General features: G+C 57.9%; 14 protein-coding genes. 7 read left to right on the top strand and 7 right to left on the bottom strand.

Annotated elements, in window-relative coordinates:
- The first annotated feature begins 23 nt into the window (after positions 1 to 23).
- Positions 24 to 830 carry a 3',5'-cyclic-AMP phosphodiesterase gene (gene cpdA / locus MDHKLMBL_RS17570; protein ID WP_104271657.1) on the top strand — a complete coding sequence of 269 codons (807 nt, stop codon included), beginning with the start codon at positions 24 to 26 and terminating at the stop codon, positions 828 to 830.
- On the opposite strand, the gene metE is transcribed toward cpdA, so the two are convergent.
- Positions 824 to 3103: a 5-methyltetrahydropteroyltriglutamate--homocysteine S-methyltransferase gene (gene metE / locus MDHKLMBL_RS17575; protein ID WP_008170826.1), complete on the bottom strand. Its 2280-nt coding sequence runs from the start codon at positions 3101 to 3103 to the stop codon at positions 824 to 826. The two genes, cpdA and metE, sit on opposite strands and share 7 nt — an antisense overlap.
- 119 nt (positions 3104 to 3222) lie before the next feature.
- On the opposite strand from metE, the gene MDHKLMBL_RS17580 reads away from it, so the two are divergent.
- The 3 genes from MDHKLMBL_RS17580 (at position 3223) to MDHKLMBL_RS17590 (ending at position 5942) form a co-directional block, all read left to right on the top strand.
- Positions 3223 to 4113 (top strand): LysR family transcriptional regulator, encoded by an 891-nt coding sequence (locus MDHKLMBL_RS17580; protein ID WP_104271659.1) that lies wholly within the window; start codon positions 3223 to 3225, stop codon positions 4111 to 4113.
- A 46-nt stretch (positions 4114 to 4159) separates the two neighbouring features.
- Entirely contained in the window at positions 4160 to 4552 is a 393-nt protein-coding gene (gcvH, locus tag MDHKLMBL_RS17585; RefSeq protein WP_104271662.1) for a glycine cleavage system protein GcvH, read from the top strand.
- 193 nt (positions 4553 to 4745) lie between these two features.
- Complete coding sequence (locus MDHKLMBL_RS17590; protein WP_008170821.1) at positions 4746 to 5942, top strand: class I SAM-dependent rRNA methyltransferase; 1197 nt, start codon at positions 4746 to 4748, stop codon at positions 5940 to 5942.
- 54 nt (positions 5943 to 5996) lie between these two features.
- Here MDHKLMBL_RS17590 and MDHKLMBL_RS17595 read toward each other — a convergent pair whose 3' ends face one another.
- On the bottom strand, positions 5997 to 6653 hold the full coding sequence (locus tag MDHKLMBL_RS17595) for a histidinol-phosphatase (RefSeq protein WP_104271665.1): 657 nt from the start codon (positions 6651 to 6653) through the stop codon (positions 5997 to 5999).
- A gap of 173 nt (positions 6654 to 6826) precedes the next feature.
- Between MDHKLMBL_RS17595 and MDHKLMBL_RS17600 the strand changes: the two genes are divergently transcribed.
- The 3 genes from MDHKLMBL_RS17600 (at position 6827) to MDHKLMBL_RS17610 (ending at position 11043) form a co-directional block, all read left to right on the top strand.
- Entirely contained in the window at positions 6827 to 7357 is a 531-nt protein-coding gene (locus MDHKLMBL_RS17600) for an RNA pyrophosphohydrolase (RefSeq protein WP_041644941.1), read from the top strand.
- Between the two features lie 15 nt (positions 7358 to 7372).
- Positions 7373 to 9679, top strand: a complete 2307-nt coding sequence (gene ptsP, locus MDHKLMBL_RS17605) for a phosphoenolpyruvate--protein phosphotransferase (protein ID WP_014576019.1) — start codon at positions 7373 to 7375, stop codon at positions 9677 to 9679.
- 122 nt (positions 9680 to 9801) lie between these two features.
- Entirely contained in the window at positions 9802 to 11043 is a 1242-nt protein-coding gene (locus MDHKLMBL_RS17610; protein ID WP_008170814.1) for a patatin-like phospholipase family protein, read from the top strand.
- Positions 11044 to 11099: 56 nt separating this feature from the next.
- On the opposite strand, the gene hslU is transcribed toward MDHKLMBL_RS17610, so the two are convergent.
- From hslU to MDHKLMBL_RS17635, 5 genes are all read right to left on the bottom strand, one after another.
- Entirely contained in the window at positions 11100 to 12428 is a 1329-nt protein-coding gene (hslU, locus tag MDHKLMBL_RS17615) for an ATP-dependent protease ATPase subunit HslU (RefSeq protein ID WP_092032952.1), read from the bottom strand.
- A gap of 12 nt (positions 12429 to 12440) precedes the next feature.
- Positions 12441 to 12971: an ATP-dependent protease subunit HslV gene (gene hslV, locus MDHKLMBL_RS17620; protein WP_008170810.1), complete on the bottom strand. Its 531-nt coding sequence runs from the start codon at positions 12969 to 12971 to the stop codon at positions 12441 to 12443.
- Positions 12972 to 13061: 90 nt separating this feature from the next.
- Positions 13062 to 13700 (bottom strand): SPOR domain-containing protein, encoded by a 639-nt coding sequence (locus MDHKLMBL_RS17625; RefSeq protein WP_104271667.1) that lies wholly within the window; start codon positions 13698 to 13700, stop codon positions 13062 to 13064.
- 5 nt (positions 13701 to 13705) lie between these two features.
- On the bottom strand, positions 13706 to 15391 hold the full coding sequence (argS, locus tag MDHKLMBL_RS17630; protein WP_104271671.1) for an arginine--tRNA ligase: 1686 nt from the start codon (positions 15389 to 15391) through the stop codon (positions 13706 to 13708).
- 131 nt (positions 15392 to 15522) lie between these two features.
- Positions 15523 to 17697 carry a primosomal protein N' gene (locus MDHKLMBL_RS17635; RefSeq protein ID WP_085986433.1) on the bottom strand — a complete coding sequence of 725 codons (2175 nt, stop codon included), beginning with the start codon at positions 17695 to 17697 and terminating at the stop codon, positions 15523 to 15525.
- Positions 17698 to 17885: the final 188 nt, after the last annotated feature.

Genomic DNA, 17885 nt, shown 5'->3' on the forward strand with positions numbered 1-17885 from the left:
CCAGCGAGTAGATCCAGAACGCCATGACCACGAAGGAAAAAAACCGGCCACTGCGGGTACTGCAGCTGACTGATCCGCACCTGATGGCGCGTGCCGACGGAGATCTGTTGGGCGTTAGAACCCGGGAAAGCCTGCAGGCGGTTATTGCAGAGGTATTGAAAGTGCACGGTCAGCCGGATCTGATTCTGGCTACCGGGGATCTCGCTCAAGACGGGTCGGTGGAAGCGTACCGAGTCTTTGGTGAGAGCCTGAAGTCTTTCTCCTGTCCCTCAGTCTGGATCGCTGGTAATCACGATCATATCGATAACCTGCTCCAGGTTTCTCGCGAGTACAACGCTTCTGATCGTCACGTGATTCAGGGTGGCTGGCAGTTTGTGATGCTGGATTCCTCTGTGCCCGGCAAGGTTTTCGGCGCTTTGGCTGAATCCGAACTGGCGTTCCTCTCGGAGACGCTTGAGCAACATCCGGACATACCGGCAGTGATTGCACTCCATCATCATCCGGTGGATATCGGCTCCGACTGGATGGAGAAAATTGGCCTAACCAATCGCGATGCGTTCTGGCAGGTGCTAGATCGATTTCCTCAGGTCAGGATCGTGTTGTGGGGGCATATCCATCAGGAGCACGAGCGCGAGCGCAACGGCATGCAGCTGTTGGCCACGCCGTCCACCTGCATCCAGTTTACTTCCGGTTCCAGCAAGTTTTCGGTTGAGGATTTACCGCCCGGTTACCGCTGGTTCGAATTCCACGATTATGGCGACTTCGCAACGGAAGTCCGCCGGGCCGAGGATTTCCAGTTCGAGCTGGATCAGAACAGTTCCGGTTACTGAATACTTTCTCTGAGTTCCCGAGCGGCGGCGACCATGCCTTTCAGGGCAGGGCGGACCTCCTCCCACTGACGGGTCTTCAGGCCACAGTCTGGGTTCACCCATAGCCGCTCTGCTGGTATCCGCTCTGCCGCCTTTATCATCAATGATCGAATCTGCTCGCTGTCGGGAATATTCGGCGAGTGTATGTCATAGACACCGGGCCCGATGTCGTTCGGGTAATGGAAACCACGGAAGGCATCGAGAAGCTCCATGTCCGACCGGGAGGTCTCGATGGTAATCACATCAGCGTCCATCCGGGCGATGGCTTCGATAATGTCGTTGAACTCCGAATAGCACATGTGGGTGTGGATCTGGGTTTCGTCTCGAACGCCGTTGGCAGATATCCGGAATGACTCGATGGCCCAGTCCAGATAGTTCTTCCAATCGGCTTGCCGCAGCGGCAAGCCCTCCCGAAGGGCGGCTTCATCGATCTGGATAATTCGGGCGCCCGAGGCCTCCAGATCCAGCACCTCCTCCCGGATGGCCAGTGCCAGTTGAAGGCAGGTCTCTCGCCGTGGCTGGTCGTCCCGCACGAACGACCAGTTGAGGATGGTGACAGGTCCGGTCAGCATGCCCTTCAGAGGCTTTTTCGTGAGCGACTGGGCATAGCGGATCCATTCGACGGTCATGGCTTTCGGGCGAGATATGTCTCCGAACAGGATGGGTGGTTTCACGCATCGCGAGCCGTAGGACTGAACCCACCCGAACTGACTGAAGGCATAGCCGTCCAGTTGTTCGCCGAAATATTCGACCATGTCGTTTCGCTCGGCTTCGCCGTGAACAAGCACATCGAGCCCCAGGGCCTCCTGCTCGACAATGCAGCGACGAACCTCTTCGCGAATCCGGGCGTTGTATTGCGGCTCCGTTAGCTCACCCTTTCGGAACTGCAAGCGGGTCTGGCGGATATCCCGTGTTTGGGGAAAGGACCCGATGGTGGTTGTCGGGAAGCGGGGTAGGCCAAGCTTCCGTTGCTGTATGGCGATGCGGTCCGGGAAACGGCTTTGCCGCTGACCGAGTGCCGGGCTGACGTCGGCGAGACGGGCCTGCACAGAAGCGCTGTGAACTTGTTCGGATGTTGCCCGACTGTTGACGGCTACCGTCGATTCCGCCAGTTGTTCGCGAACGGCCGCTCTTCCATTACTCAACGCTGTGGCGAGAGTCTTCAGTTCATCCAGTTTCTGGACGGCGAATGCCAGCCAGCTGCGGATTTCCGGGTCAAGCTTGTCTTCACTCGTTAGATCGACAGGCACATGAATCAGTGAGCAGGATGGCGCGAGCCAGAGACGATTCCCCAACTTTTCATAGACCGGTTCGAGCCAGTCGAGGGTCTTCTCCAGATCCGATCGCCAGATATTCCGGCCATTGATAACGCCCAAAGAAAGTTGCTTGTGGGGCGGTAGCCAGTCGACCACACGGGGGACTTCCTGTGGGGCACTGATGGCATCGAGGTGCAATCCGGCCACGGGTAATTCACAGGCCAGCTGCAGATTTTCTCGCAATTCACCGAAGTAAGTGGTTACCAACAACTTCGGCGTGCTTGTCTTGAGGTGGTGATAAGCGAGGCTGAAGGCGTGGCGCCAGTCCGCATCCAGGTCGGTCACAAGCGCGGGTTCGTCTACCTGAACCCACTCAACGCCACGGTCTGCTAACAGTTCCAGAAGCTCTGAGTACACGGGCAGTAAAGACTCCAGCAGCAATAGTCGGTCGCTGTCGTCTTTGGCTTTGCCAAGCCAGAGATAGGTGACGGGGCCGATAATCACCGGCTTTGGTGTTAATCCTTGGGCTCGCGCCTCGTCGATCTGATCGATTAGTCGGTTGCCATTGAGTCGAAAGCGGGTGTTTTGGTGGAACTCGGGCACGATGTAGTGATAGTTGGTGTCGAACCATTTGGTCATTTCCCCTGCCTGAACACCACAGCAGGCTGATTCCTGCCCGGAACGCCCCCGGGCTACCCGGAAATAACGGTCGAGTTCGCTGCCTTTGGTGTCGTTCACCCGCTCAGGCAGGTTGCCCAGGGTGACACTCATATCCAGTATCTGATCGTAAAAGGAGAAGTCTCCGACGGGCACTCGGTCCAGTGGGCGTTGGTTCTGCCAATGCCTGCGCCGGAGATCGGCACCGGTAATCTGCAGATCCTCCTCGTTTATCCGGCCTTTCCAGAAGGCTTCCTGGGCAAACTTCAGCTCGCGGCGGGCCCCGATTCGTGGGAAGCCGAGATTGTGGGTGGTTACCATGGTGTGTCCTCTGCTTGATTTCGTGATTTTGAAGAAAGTGCAGAATATCCACCTGGCGGAATGAAAAATAATGGTATTATTTCAGAGATCAATGAATATTGCTCATGCGAAGGGTGATAATGATCGAGCGAAGCCATCTGGAAATTCTCCGGGCAGTGAATCAGCAGGGGTCTTTGACGGCGGCCGCCGAGTGCCTGCACTTGACGCAATCTGCCCTCAGCCATTCCATCCGTAAGCTGGAACACCAGTTTGGTACCGACATCTGGGTGCGGGAAGGGCGGCAGTTGCGACTGACCCAGTCGGGGGAATACCTGCTTTCGCTGGCCAACAGGCTGCTGCCGCAGATGGAGCACGCGGAGATGCTGATCGGCCAGTTTGCCAGGGGGCAGCGTGGCACGCTGCGTATCGGAATGGAGTGCCATCCCTGCTATCAATGGCTGTTGAAAGTAGTCGGGCCCTATCTGGAGGGCTGGCCCGGGGTGGATGTGGATGTAAAACAGAAATTCCAGTTTGGCGGCATTGGCGCCCTGTTCGGTCACGACATCGACATGCTGGTAACTCCGGACCCCCTGCAGCGCCCGGGCCTGGTTTTCGAGCCGGTGTTCGACTACGAGCAGGTGTTGGTGGTGGCAGCGGACCATGCTCTGGCGGACAAGGCCTGGGCTGAACCCGGGGATCTGGAGAAAGAAACCCTGATCACCTACCCGGTGGAAATCGAACGTCTGGATATCTACACGCGGTTCTTGCTTCCGGCCCACGCCAGTCCCGCGCGGCACAAAACCATCGAGACCACCGATATCATGTTGCAAATGGTTGCGGCAGGGCGCGGGGTGGCCGCGCTCCCACGCTGGCTGGTCGAGGATTACGGTACCCGGATTCCGGTTCGGCCGGTTCAGCTCGGGGAAACGGGGATTCCGAAACAGATCTTTTTGGGACTTCGTGAGCGGGATCGGGAGGTGGATTACCTGAATTCGTTCATGAAGCTGGCACGTGAGGTTCGCTGGAATTAACCTCTTCAGTTAAACTGCGCAAAAAATTCGTTCAGGAAACCAGACTATGAGTGAGATACCCGCAGACCTGAAATACATTGAGACCCATCAATGGGTTCGCGTGTCAGACGATGGCACGGCGACTGTCGGTATTACGGATTTTGCCCAGGAGCAACTGGGTGATGTGGTATACATCGGTGTTCCGGATGTGGGCGCAACGGTTAACGGTGGAGAGGAAGCCGGAGTCGCTGAGTCTGTGAAGTCGGCTTCGGATGTGTTCAGCCCGGTGACCGGTGAGGTTGTCGAGGTGAATGAGAGCCTTGAGGACGAGCCGGAGAAGGTCAACGAAGATCCCTACGGTGACGGCTGGCTTTACAAGGTGCGGCTTGAGGATGCTGGTGAGCTGGATGGCCTGATGGATTCTACAGCTTATGCGGAGCATGTGGCGGCCGAGGAATAACACTTCCGCTTGGGAGGCTGGCCTGACGGGGCGGGCCTTCCAAAACACGCTGTGAATACGTCCCTGTACGCTTGGCTCCGCCATCCCTGGCTCCGCACAGTTTTGGAAGGCCCGCCCCGTCAGCCCGTCATACATCGGTATCAGTTTCAACTCATCTTGTATAATCCCTGTCTTTCCTTTCCAGGTGGTCTTTATGAATTTTCCGGTTCTGTATCTTCGAAAAGGCGCAGAGCGCCGTCTCCGTGCTGGCCATCTATGGGTTTACAGCAATGAGGTGGACACCCGCCGCAGTCCGCTGACGGAATTCGAGGCCGGTGTTCAGGCGGAGCTTCGGGCGTCGAACGACAAGCCTCTGGGTACAGTGTTCGTTAATCCCCATGCGCTGATTTGTGGCCGGCTGATCAGTCGGGATCCGGGCCACGGTATGACGCCCCAGCGGTTGACCCAGCGGATGGAGGCTGCGCTTGCGCTCAGAGAACGGCTTTTCGACAAGCCGTTTTACCGTTGGGTGTTTGGCGACAGTGACGGGCTTTCGGGGCTGGTGATTGACCGGTTTGATTCCACGGTGGTGGTGCAGATTTCCACGGCCGGTATGGAAGCGATGAAGGAGGCAGTTGTTCGGGCAGTCCAGCGGCTGGTGCACCCTGAGGCGATCATCCTCAAGAACGATGGCAAGATGCGCAAGGTGGAGGGGCTGGATACCTACGTGGAGCAGGCCCATGGCGCTGCGGTGAGTCTGCTGGAGGTGGAGGAGAACGGTGTCCGGTTCGAGGTGCCGTTGGAAGGCGGCCAGAAGACGGGCTGGTTTTACGATCATCGGATGAACCGTGCCCGTTTGCAGGCCTATGCGCCGGGCAAGCGGGTGTTGGATGTGTTCAGTTATGTCGGTGGCTGGGGCATTCAGGCCGCTTGTGCCGGGGCCACCCAAGTGACCTGTGTCGACAGTTCGGCCGGTGCCATTGATTCGGTTCACCACAACGCCAGGCTCAATGGCCTCGACAATGTGGAAACCATTGAGGGAGATGCCTTCGAGGCCCTGAAGGCGCTGGCGGATGAGAAGGAGAAGTTTGATGTGGTGGTTCTCGATCCGCCGGCACTGATTCCCCGGCGCAGGGACCAGAAGGCGGGTGAAGAGGCCTATGCCCGGCTGAACCAGCTCGGTCTGCGGTTGCTGGAGCGCGATGGGATACTGGTTTCCGCGTCCTGTTCGATGCATCTCTCGCAGGAGAAGCTGGTGGACATCATTCGAGGCAGCGGCCGCAAGATCGACCGCTTTGTCCAGTTGCTCGAGCAGGGGCATCAGGCTCCGGATCACCCGGTGATTCCGGGCATCCCCGAGACCGATTACATCAAGTCCTGCTTTGTACGCTCACTAACAGGCTTCTTCTGAAGCATTTGAAGTCGGGGTCAGATGAAAGCTTTCATCTGACCCCATATTCACATTTCAGCCTCTCAGTGACATCACTTTCCAGCCGTTGTCCCGGGCAAATTGCTCCAGGGTCGGGTCCGGGTCGACGGCTACCGGGTTGTCCACTTTTTTCAGCAGCGGCAAGTCATTGTGGGAGTCGCTGTAGAACCAGGCCCCCTCGAGTGTCCTGTTATGGGCACTCAGCCAGTCATCCAGTCGCGTGACCTTGCCATCCTGAAAGCTCGGAGTGCCGGCCACTTCGCCTGTATAACGGCCGTTGACAAGCTCGGGCTCGGTGGCAATCAGATGTTCGATGCCGAGGGCCTCGGCAATGGGTTCAGTCACAAAACGGTTGGTGGCGGTGATGATCATCAGGGTGTGACCCTGCTCCCGGTGGCTGTCCAGCAGCGTATTCGCAGTGGCCTGCATCATGGGGCGTACTTTTTTCTCCATAAAGGCTTCCCGCCACGCCAGTAGCTCTTCCATGTTGTGACTGGCCAAAGGCTGAAGGGCAAACCCCAGGTAGTGCAGGATATCCAGCTCGCCGTTCAGGTATTCCTGATAGAAGCGGTCGTTGGCAAGGCGGTATTCCTCGGCATCGACAATGCCTTCCTCCACCAGAAATTCGCCCCAGGCGTGGTCGCTGTCTCCGGCTAAAAGGGTGTTGTCGAGATCAAAAATTGCGAGCGTCAAGCGGCTACCTCCGGTGATCACAGGGCTTGCAGTAAAACGCCAAGTCTATCATGACCTGTCCCCAACGGCTCCGTTTGCCGAACCCTTGGGATTCTGTAAGAATGAGAGCAACTTGGACAAATCCGACCGGTGAATTTTTGTACCGGTCAACCGACTTTTGAGAGGACTGTGCCGTGATCGATTCAGACGGTTTCAGACCCAACGTCGGAATCATTCTGGCCAATCACAGAGGAGAAGTTCTCTGGGCAAGGCGAATAGGGCAGGACTCCTGGCAGTTTCCCCAGGGTGGCATCAAACATGATGAATCCCCCGAGGATGCGCTGTACCGGGAGCTTGGAGAGGAAATCGGCCTCTGTGCAAACGATGTGGAAATCATCAGCTGCACGCGAGGCTGGCTGAGGTATCGACTCCCGAGGAGGATGGTACGCCAAAACTCCCACCCCGTTTGTGTGGGCCAAAAACAGAAATGGTTCCTGCTGAGGATGTTATCGCCGGACGCGCAGGTTTGCGTGGACGGTACGGATTCACCGGAGTTCGACGGCTGGCAGTGGGTAAGCTACTGGTATCCGTTGGGGCAGGTGGTTTCATTCAAGCGAGAAGTGTATCGACGCGCGCTGAGAGAGCTTGCGCCGCGACTGTTCTACAACATGGAGCAGTGGCACAGGGCGGAGCAGAATCGGCGTTTACAGGAACACCAGAAATGACGGACTGACACCGCCATGCTGAGCATTCTGCGAAGTCTAGTACAAGAGGTAAACAGCGCCCGCGATCTGCAGGAGGCGCTGGATATCATTGTATCGCGGGTGCAGAAAGCCATGGGAACCGAGGTCTGTTCCGTCTACCTGCTTGACCCTGCCACCAACCGCTACATTTTGATGGCCACCGAAGGCCTTTACCGCAAGGCGGTTGGCCAGGTGAGCCTGGCCTATTCAGAGGGTCTTGTCGGCCTGGTGGGCTCTCGTGAGGAGCCTATCAACCTCGAGGATGCGCCCTCCCATCCACGCTATCGTTACTTCCCCGAGACTGGTGAGGAGCGCTTCCGCTCGTTCCTGGGTGTTCCGATCATTCACCATCGCCGGGTGTTGGGTGTGCTCGTTGTCCAGCAGAGGGAGAGTTCCCGGTGCTTTGATGAGGGCGAAGAGGCATTCCTGGTAACCGTTTCCGCTCAGCTGGCGGGGGTCATAGCCCATAGTGAAGCCACCGGCGCCATCAGTGGCCTGTCCCTGACCGGTGAGGAGGCACACGATGTCAGTTTTAACGGCGTGCCGGGTGCTCCAGGTGTTGCCATCGGCAATGGCGTTGTCGTTTATCCATCCGCTGACCTTGATGTGGTTCCGGAAAAGCCGACTGACGATATTGATCAGGAACTGGCCCTGTTCGGAGCGTCGGTTAAAGCGGTGAGGGAAGATATCGAGCGGGTTGCCAAGCGGTTGGCTTCGCAGCTGCGTCCTGAAGAGCAGGCCCTGTTCGATGTCTATCTGAGAATGCTGGGCGACGATGCCATGCCTGGTGAGGTGTCGAACAAGATCAGGGAAGGGATCTGGGCCCAGGGCGCTCTCAAGCAGGTGGTCCAGCAGTACATCCGTCATTTCGAGATGATGGACGATCATTACCTGCAGGAACGCGCTGTTGATATCCGGGACCTGGGCCGCCGTCTGCTGTCTCATCTGCAGGAAGGCGAGCAGAAACACCTGAACTACCCCGAGCGCACGGTCCTGGTCAGCGAAGAGCTGACACCGGCCATGCTTGGCGAGGTCCCCAAGGGGCAGCTGGTGGGTCTGGTGTCGGTCAAAGGCTCCAGTAACTCTCATGTCGCCATTCTGGCACGCGCCATGGGCGTGCCGACTGTTATGGGGCTGGTCGATATTCCCGTAAATCAGCTCGACGGCAAGGAGCTGATCGTAGACGGCTTTGAGGGCCAGATTTTTGCTTCGCCATCGGCAGACCTCCGCTCCTACTACCAGGCGATCTGCGACGAAGAAGACGAACTTATTCGCGGGCTTGAAGTTCTCAAGGACAAGCCCTGTGAAACCACCGATCACCATCGGGTCTCACTGCTGGTGAACACCGGGTTGATGACCGATGTGGTGCGCTCGCTCTCGCACGGTGCCGAGGGTATCGGTCTTTACCGGACCGAAGTGCCCTTCATGATCAAGGACCGGTTCCCCTCCGAACAGGAACAGCGTGAGTATTACCGGGAGCAGCTTGAAGCCTTTGCGCCCAGCCCGGTTACCATGCGCACGCTGGACATTGGCGGCGACAAGGCGTTGACCTACTTCCCGATCCAGGAGGAAAACCCGTTCCTCGGCTGGCGGGGGATTCGGGTAACCCTGGACCATCCGGAGATCTTCCTGGTGCAGGTCAGGGCCATGCTCAAGGCCAGCGAGGGTCTGAACAACCTCCAGATCATGTTGCCGATGATCTCCAACATCTCGGAGGTGGAAGAATCCCTGCACCTGATTTACCGGGTGTATCACGAGGTTCGCGAAGAAGGCTACGACATTCACATGCCCAAGGTGGGCGTGATGGTCGAAATCCCCGCTGCCGTTTACCAGATCCGGGAGCTGGCGGACCGTGTGGACTTCCTGTCGGTGGGCTCCAACGATCTGACCCAGTACTTGCTGGCAGTGGATCGTAACAACCCCCGGGTTGCCCAACTCTATCATTCTTATCATCCGGCGGTGCTCCAGGCGCTGGTCCGGATTGCCCAGGACGCTCACTCTGTCGGTAAACCGGTTGGTATCTGTGGCGAACTGGCGGGTGATCCCGGCGGTGCGCTGCTGTTGATGGCCATGGGTTACGATTCCCTGTCCATGAACGCCGCCAGCTTGCCCAAGGTCAAATCGGTGATTCGCAGTGTCAGCCGTGAGTGGGCCATTCAGCTATTGGAGGATGTGTTGTTACTGGACTCGCCTCACGTGATCAAGAGCTGTGTCGACCTGGCGTTGCGTAATGCCGGCTTCGGCCGTTACCTGCGCCCCGGCAAGTCGACGGCTATGGCGGTATCAGAGGCCGCCGTTTCCTGATCGCAGGTACGGGTTTGGGCAATATAGGGTGCGCACTCTAAATACGGTTGTTATCTTGAAACTGGAATTATCCGGCGGTCTGCCTGAAGGACCCGCATTCTTAATCCGGAAAAGGGAAGGCTATGAGCTCGCCAATTGACCATAAACCCGCTCCCCGCATCGGGCTTGCCCTTGGTGGCGGTGGTCCTCTGGGCGGCATTTATGAAATCGGAGCGCTCCGGGCGCTGGATGAGGCACTTGATGGTCTCGATTTCAACAACATCGATGTCTATGTTGGTGTTAATGGCGGCTCTTTTGTGGCGGCGAATCTCGCCAACCAGATGACCACGGCGCAACTTTGCCGAATTTTCGTGCGTAACGAGGCGGAAGTACACCCGTTCCATCCGGAAGTATTCTATCGCCCGGCTTTCCGGGAGATTGGCAGTCGATTGCTGGCAATTCCCGGGTTGGTTTCGACGGCAGTGAGTCGCTTCGTCAACAACCCCTACGATCAGAGTCTGCTGGAAGCCATGACCATTCTGGCCCAGGCAGCGCCGGCCGGGCTGTTTGATAACGAAGGCCTGCATGAGTATCTCAAACGGGCCTTCACCATGCTTGGGCGCACCAATGATTTCCGTCAGCTCAAGCGCAGCCTCTACATCGTGGCTGCCGATGTTGAGAGTACCGAAGCGGTCTGCTTTGGTGCTCCCGGTTTTGATCATGTGCCCATTTCCAAGGCTATTCAGGCCAGCACTGCCTCACCGGGGTTGTATGTGCCAGTGGAAATCGATGGGCGGTATTATGTGGACGGTACGCTGCGCAAGGGTTTGCACGCCTCCGTGGCTTTTGAAGACGGTGCCGACCTGGTTTTCGCCGTGAATCCCCAGGTGCCGATTGACGCCAGTGCGGCGGTCCGGGCCGGCTCCATGAAGCCGGGCGAGCTGACCCGCTCAGGTATGCCAAACGTTCTGTCACAGACCTTCAGGACCATGGTGTACTCAAGGATGCAGTCGGGCATTGCCCAGTATGCCCGGGATTATCCCGACAAGGATATTCTGCTGTTTGAACCCACCCGAGACGACGCCAAGCTGTTCTTCTCCAACGTATTCAGCTTCCAGTCCCGTAGAATGGTGTGTGAGCACGCCTATCAGATGACACGGCGGGATCTTCTGAGTCGCGCAGACCAGCTGGAGCCCAAGCTGGCGAAATATGGCATCAAGCTTCGCCGGGATCGCCTTGAAGACGAGCAGCGGACGATCAGTACCAGTCTATATGGCGAAATGCTGCCACTGTATGTGGCCAAGGGCAGGAAGAAAAAAGCCGAGAAGGGCCGGTTGGCGGGTGGCTTGACTAACGTGTCGCACCTCTTTTCAAAGGCGCAGTAGTGTTCAGTAGGTGAGGGGGGCAGATGACTGTGTCATCTGCCCCGTCTCGCTCACGCCTACAGGATGTACCGGCTCAGATCCTCGTCTTCGGACAACTCTCCAAGTTTTTCATCCACGTATTCGGCGGTTACCTCGAAGCCATCGGTAACCTTGTCACCGGCATCGAAGGAAAGGGTTTCAAGCAACCGCTCAAGGACGGTATGCAGCCGACGGGCACCGATGTTTTCAGTGCTCTCGTTCACCTTCCAGGCAACCTCGGCGATACGTGCAATGGCATCCTCCCGGAAGGTCAGTTTCACACCTTCGGTCAGCATCAGCGCTTCGTACTGCTGCACCAGGGAGGCATCCGGTTCGGTCAGGATGCGTTTGAAGTCCTCGGGTGTCAGTGCTTGAAGCTCAACGCGGATCGGCAAGCGGCCTTGCAGCTCCGGAATCAGATCCGAGGGCTTGGACAGGTGGAACGCGCCGGAAGCGATGAACAGAATATGATCGGTGCGCACAGATCCGTATTTCGTGCTTACGGTGCTGCCCTCAATTAACGGGAGCAGATCGCGCTGGACGCCCTCGCGGGAAACATCCGACGAGGTATTCTCGGATCGCTTGGCGACCTTGTCGATCTCGTCCACGAACACGATGCCATTCTGCTCGACGGCCTGAATGGCTTTCTGCTTGATCTCTTCTTCGTTGACCAGCTTCGCAGCCTCTTCTTCCTTGGCCCGCTTGAGGGCGTCAGAAACCTTCATCTTCCGTGTTTTTCGCTTGTCGGAAGACAGGTTGGAGAACATGCTCTGCAGCTGATTGGTCATCTCCTCCATGCCCGGAGGCGCCATAATTTCGACTCCGGCGTTGGAATTACGCAGGTCGATCTCGATTTCCTTGTCATCCAGTTCGCCCTCCCGGAGTTTTTTCCGGAACAGCTGGCGAGTGGAGGAGTCGGAACTGCGTTGGCTGTCTTCACCGAAATCCCGGGGCGGCGGGATCAGTGCATCAAGGATGCGCTCTTCCGCCGCGTCCAATGCCCGTTCTTCGTGACGCTTCATTTCTGCTTCGCGCAGCATCTTGACGGCCATATCCGCCAGATCACGAATGATGGATTCCACGTCGCGGCCGACGTAGCCGACTTCGGTGAATTTGGTGGCCTCCACTTTCAGAAACGGGGCATCGGCCAATTTTGCGAGGCGCCGGGCAATCTCGGTTTTACCCACACCCGTGGGACCGATCATCAGGATGTTCTTGGGAGTGATCTCATCGCGCAGGCTGCTGTCCAGCTGCATCCGGCGCCAGCGATTTCTCAGGGCGATAGCCACCGCCCGCTTGGCTTCTTCCTGGCCCACGATGTGTTTGTTGAGCTCGTGGACAATCTCACGGGGAGTCATTGCAGACATGGTCGCTCCGGATCAGTCGTTTTTGGAGAGCACTTCAAGGGTGCGATTGTGGTTGGTGTAGATACAAATATCGGCGGCGATATCCAGACCTTTCTCGACTATCTCGTGGGCGGACAGGTCTGTGTTTTCCAGCAAGGCCCGGGCTGAAGCCTGGGCAAAGGGCCCGCCAGACCCGATGGCAATCAGGCCCTGTTCCGGCTCGATCACATCCCCGTTGCCGGTGATGATCAGCGAGGCGGTTTTGTCCGCTACAGCCAGCAAGGCCTCGAGCCGGCGCAGCGCACGGTCAGTTCGCCAGTCTTTCGCCAATTCCACCGCAGCCCTGGTGAGGTTGCCCTGGTGTTTTTCAAGCTGGGCTTCGAATCGCTCGAACAGGGTGAAGGCATCGGCGGTACCGCCCGCGAAGCCGGCGATCACCTGGCCGTTGTAGAGGCGGCGAACCTTCCGGGCATTGCCTTTCATTACGGTATTGCCGAGGGAAACCTGGCCGTCGCCACCCATGGCAACTTCGTCATCGCGCCTGACGGAAAGAATGGTAGTCATTTGGGCTCCAATTGCCTGATTGAAATTGGTATCCCGTTGTTATGGAGGCTTCTGGTGCGAATTCAAGGTGTTCGCAACAGGCCCGAAAGATCAGCCTTCCTTGGGGATCTTCCGGACCAGTGGCTGGATATTCAGGGAAACCAGTTTGTCGATAGCGGAATTCATCTGGCTTCTGGATGTGAAAGGGCCAACGTTGACACGGTACCAGACGGAGCCGTTGTCCAGATCAATCCTCTGGGTGCTTGCCCGCAAACCCTGGAAAGCGATCTGGGCCCGCTGTCGTTCCGCGTCTTCCTTGCTGCGGAAGGAGCCGGACTGAAGCAGATAATTGAAATCTGTTTGAGTCGGTCCAGGCGTGTATTCTTCGACTTTCGGCGGCACCACCTCGGATTCCGGCAGCATTTCGTAGAAACGGAAGCCGGGTTTTTCCTCTTCCTTCGCGGTCTCTGCGGGCGTCTTCGCAGGTTTCTGGACCGGTTTCTCAGTGACTGATGGCTGCTGCGAATGCGGACTCGTTGGCAAGGAGTTCAGGTAGACGATAAACCCGATAAAGCCGCCCACGGCCGCCAGGGACAGTATCCACTTGAGCGACAGGCCACCGTGCTGGGAGCGGGCACTGGCCGCCGGTTTCGGCCGGGCAGCCTTCGGCTTTGCCTGTTTCGCAGGCTTTTTGCGTGAAGTGGCCGACGCTTTGGCGGGTCTGTCCTTACGGGCGTAGTCTCGGGACATTCGTCTTACATCTCTTCCGGTGCGCTGACGCCCAGCAGGTCCAGACCGTTGGCGATAACCTGCCTTATGGCAAGGTAGAGGCTGACCCTGGCGTCACGAACGGCGGTATCTTCAATCAATACCTTATGGGCGTTGTAATACGTATGGAACTGGCCCGCCAGGTCCCGCAGGTAGTGCGTGAGATGGTGCGGTTCACGTTGCACGGCGGAATTGGCAATGAGCTCAGGATACTTGGCCAGCTGGTTGGCCAGATCCTTTTCCTCGTCAAGCGTTAGCAGTGACAGGTCGCCGACGCATTCGTTGCGGCCGCGCTCTACACCTTCCTCGGCCAGTTTTCGAAGCACGCTGCAGATGCGCGCATGGGCATACTGCACGTAATAAACCGGGTTTTCATTGGTCTGGGAACGAGCCAGATCGATATCGAAGGTCAACTGGGAATCCACCCGGCGCGCGGCCAGGAAGAAACGGGTCGCGTCGCGGCCAACCTCATCAATCAGGTCCCGGACGGTCACGTAGCTGCCTGCGCGTTTGGAGATTTTCACCTCCTGGCCGGAGCGGGTCACCATCACCATCTGGTGCAGTACGTAGTCTGGCCAGCCTTCCGGAATGCCGGCATTCAGTGCCTGCAAGCCGGCGCGGACGCGGGTAACGGTAGAGTGGTGGTCGGCACCCTGTTCGTTGATAACGGTGGTAAAGCCCCGTTGCCACTTGTCCAGGTGATAGGCGACATCCGGCAGGAAGTAGGTGTAGCCACCGTCCTTCTTGCGCATGACCCGATCCTTGTCGTCGCCGAACTCGGTGGTTTTCAGCCACATGGCACCATCTTGCTCGTAGGTGTAGCCATTTTCCTGCAGGCGTTTGACCGTGGCTTCAACCTTGCCATCCTCGTACAGGGAGGATTCCAGGAAATAGACATCAAACTGAACGCCGAAGGCTTTCAGGTCCAGGTCCTGCTCCCGGCGCAGGTAGGCGACGGCGAATTCGCGGATGGCGTCGCGGTCTTCCGGGTCCGCCTTGGCGGTCACTTCCCGATCGTCTGCAGTAACGGTGTCGCCGGCAAGGTAGGCCTTGGCGACATCAACAATGTAATCGCCCCGGTAGCCGTCCGCCGGCCAGCTTTCGTCGTCCGGCGTCAGACCTTTCACCCGCGACTGGACTGAGAGCGCCAGGTTATCAATCTGCGCCCCGGCGTCGTTGTAGTAGAACTCCCGGGTTACATCGTAACCGTTTGCTTCCAACAGCCGGCAAAGGCAGTCGCCGATCGCAGCGCCACGGCCGTGGCCAACGTGGAGGGGGCCTGTGGGGTTGGCCGAGACAAACTCCACCTGAACTTTTTCGCCCTGGCCCTGATTGTTGCGGCCGAAACGATCGCCTTCATCCAGTATGGTATTGACCACTTCGAAGGCACTCGCAGTGCTCATAAAGAAGTTGATAAAACCGGGCCCGGCAATCTCCACCTTCTCCACCGCACTGCTCTCAGGCAGGTTCTCGATCAGAGCCTCCGCCAGTTTGCGGGGCGCGCAGCCAGCCGCTTTCGAGGCAACCAGGGCAATGTTGCAGGCATAATCGCCGTGGGACTTGTCCTTGGTATTGCCCACCTGTGGAGTGAAGGACTGGTCCGCAGGCAGCGTGCCATCGGCTTGGAGTGCTGCCAGTGCAGACTGGAGCAGATCGGAAACGGTCTCTTTCATGCTGTCAGATGACTCGGTTTACAGGAGAATTGGATTCGGGGCAGGAGGCCCGTTGAAAACAGAAGGCGGCTATTATCGCGGAAAGTTTGGCTGCAAGCAAAAGGCTCGGGATTCCGCAGTCTCGGCTCAAATTATCCTGTTTCCTGCGGATCAACATCAATCATCCATTTGACCCCGGCAGGCAGCTTTCTCTGGTCCAGTTCCTGACAGATTCCGGTAAGCAGGCTGTTCAGCTTTTTCCGGTTGCGGGCGTTGAGGATCAGTTGCGCGCGGTGCTTGTCGGCGCGCCGGGCAATCATGGCTGGCAACGGTCCCCAGGTTTCGATGCCTGTGGTATTCGCGAGGGGCTTAATTGTATCCAGCACTTGCAAGCTTTTCTCCATGGTGTCGCCTTCTGCCCTGAAGATAGCCATGGCGCGGAATGGCGGGAATTGGCCTTCTTCCCGCTCTTTCAGGAGTTGGTCGGCGATGTCGAGGTAGTGGCCTTCGCACAGTGTCTTTAACAGCGGGTGGTCGCTGTGGCAGGTTTGCACAAGCACTTTGCCGGGCTTTGTGCCCCGTCCGGCGCGGCCACTGACCTGCAGAAGGGTCTGTATGAGTTGCTCGGGGGCGCGAAAGTCCACGCTGAACAGCCCACCATCCGCGTTTACCACCACCACGAGTGTGACATTCGGGAAGTCGTGTCCTTTCGCCAGCATCTGGGTGCCCACAAGCACGCACGGTTTGCCGGTGTTTACCTGGTTCAGGATGCCCTGGATGCTGCCTTTGCGCTGCGTGCTGTCGCGATCCACTCGCACCACCGGTGTATCCGGGAAAGCCGTGGCAAGAATGTCCTCCGTTCTCTCGGTGCCCTGCCCAACCGGTTTGAAGGCCTCACTCTTGCACTTTGGGCACTGCTCGGTCGCCGCCGTCTGGTAGTCGCAGTGGTGGCATCTCATCGCCCGGTCCCGGCGGTGGTAGGTCAGGCGAGTGTCGCAGCGCGGGCATTCAACCATGTGGCCGCAGTCAAAGCACATCATGACCGGGGCAAACCCTCGCCGATTGACGAAAACCAGCGCCTGCTCACCTTTTGCCAGAATCTGTTCGATGGCATTCAAGGCAGGGCGGGAGAGGCCGCCCTCCAATGGGCGACTCCGGATATCCAGCAAGCTGATGACCGGGGGCGCAGCATTGCCGGCGCGCTCTTCAAGCTTTACCAGATGGTATTTGGCCTGCTCTGCATTATGAACGGATTCCAGCGACGGAGTGGCGGATCCCAGAATTACGGGGCATTTGTTCAGGTGTGCGCGGTAGACGGCCAGGTCCCGGCCGGAGTACCGAAAACCTTCACCCTGCTTGTAAGAGCTGTCGTGCTCTTCATCGACAATGATGGTTCGCAGGTTGGTGAACGGTAGCAAAGCAGCCGATCGCGTACCTACAAGGATAACGGGCTCGCCGTTCCGCACTTTCAGCCATGTCGTCAGACGTTCACTGTCGTTCAGCGCTGAGTGCCATACGACAATCCGTGCGCCAAAATAGCGCTGGAATCGGGCGACCGTTTGGGGCGTCAGATTGATCTCCGGAACCAGTACCAGGGCCTGATCCTGATTTCCCAGGTGTTCTTTCAGGTAATGAAGGTAGATCTCGGTTTTTCCACTACCGGTGATGCCGTACAGAAGGAAGGCGGAAAACCCTTCGTCCGGGGTAGCCAGCTGCTCGGCGGCAGATGTCTGCGCCTCGGATAATCTGGGTCGGCGGGCCAGCAGCTCGGGGGCTTCATTGAAATCCGCCGGTCGGGCTGGCGAGACAACCTCGATCAGTTGCTTCTCCTGCAGTGCCTTGAGTTGCGCCCGGTTGAATCCCGCCCTCAGAATATCGGTTGTCGGGGCGCCGTTGGATCGCTGGTTCAGCCAATCCCAAAGGGCTTTTTGTTTATGCGCATTCGCGGGAATCGTCGAGCCGCTGTCGATTGCCAGCCACCACTGATCCTTTTTTTCCTCTGCAATGCGCCCTCGTCTGAGTGCTGGGGGCAGGGCAGTGAACAGGCATTCGCCGAGCGGATGCTGGTAATAGTCGCTTGCCCAACTGAGAAGCTTGAAGGTTTCCACGGGCAATGCAGGCCAGTTTTCCATTGCCCCTGCCACAGCCTTGAGAGTGATGCCGGGAGGAGGCTCAACGCCCACCTGAACAACAAGACCCGTTGCCTGCTGCCGGCCAAAGGGTATTCGCACCCTCTGACCAGGCGTCAGTTCAAGGCCTTCCGGGATAATGTAATCGAAGAGTCGACGCAGGGGACGATTCAAGGCAATGCGTGCGATCAACGGCACTGAGTGCTCCACGGGATGACGGGTGTCACGGTTTTTCCTTATCCTGTCTAGTCGGCGGCCTGCCGCGAAATCCAAGGTGGGCGAGTCCGGAAGTCAGTGTGGTGCTTGCCTGCAGAACTAATTGCAAGTAAGATTCGCGGTCTGTTTCCGGCAGGGCATGATTGTGCCCCGTCTTCTCAATTGATTCA

The sequence above is a fragment of the Marinobacter flavimaris genome (assembly GCF_002933295.1).
In the GTDB taxonomy this organism is placed as follows: Bacteria; Pseudomonadota; Gammaproteobacteria; order Pseudomonadales; family Oleiphilaceae; genus Marinobacter; species Marinobacter flavimaris.

Excerpts from the sequence above, each read along its gene's own strand:
- metE (WP_008170826.1), bottom strand. The coding sequence starts at position 3,103 with ATGGTAACCACCCACAATCTCGGCTTCCCACGAATCGGGGCCCGCCGC.
- ptsP (WP_014576019.1), top strand. The coding sequence starts at position 7,373 with ATGCTGAGCATTCTGCGAAGTCTAGTACAAGAGGTAAACAGCGCCCGC.
- MDHKLMBL_RS17580 (WP_104271659.1), top strand. The coding sequence starts at position 3,223 with ATGATCGAGCGAAGCCATCTGGAAATTCTCCGGGCAGTGAATCAGCAG.
- MDHKLMBL_RS17625 (WP_104271667.1), bottom strand. The coding sequence starts at position 13,700 with ATGTCCCGAGACTACGCCCGTAAGGACAGACCCGCCAAAGCGTCGGCC.
- MDHKLMBL_RS17610 (WP_008170814.1), top strand. The coding sequence starts at position 9,802 with ATGAGCTCGCCAATTGACCATAAACCCGCTCCCCGCATCGGGCTTGCC.
- MDHKLMBL_RS17590 (WP_008170821.1), top strand. The coding sequence starts at position 4,746 with ATGAATTTTCCGGTTCTGTATCTTCGAAAAGGCGCAGAGCGCCGTCTC.
- argS (WP_104271671.1), bottom strand. The coding sequence starts at position 15,391 with ATGAAAGAGACCGTTTCCGATCTGCTCCAGTCTGCACTGGCAGCACTC.
- gcvH (WP_104271662.1), top strand. The coding sequence starts at position 4,160 with ATGAGTGAGATACCCGCAGACCTGAAATACATTGAGACCCATCAATGG.
- hslV (WP_008170810.1), bottom strand. The coding sequence starts at position 12,971 with ATGACTACCATTCTTTCCGTCAGGCGCGATGACGAAGTTGCCATGGGT.
- cpdA (WP_104271657.1), top strand. The coding sequence starts at position 24 with ATGACCACGAAGGAAAAAAACCGGCCACTGCGGGTACTGCAGCTGACT.
- hslU (WP_092032952.1), bottom strand. The coding sequence starts at position 12,428 with ATGTCTGCAATGACTCCCCGTGAGATTGTCCACGAGCTCAACAAACAC.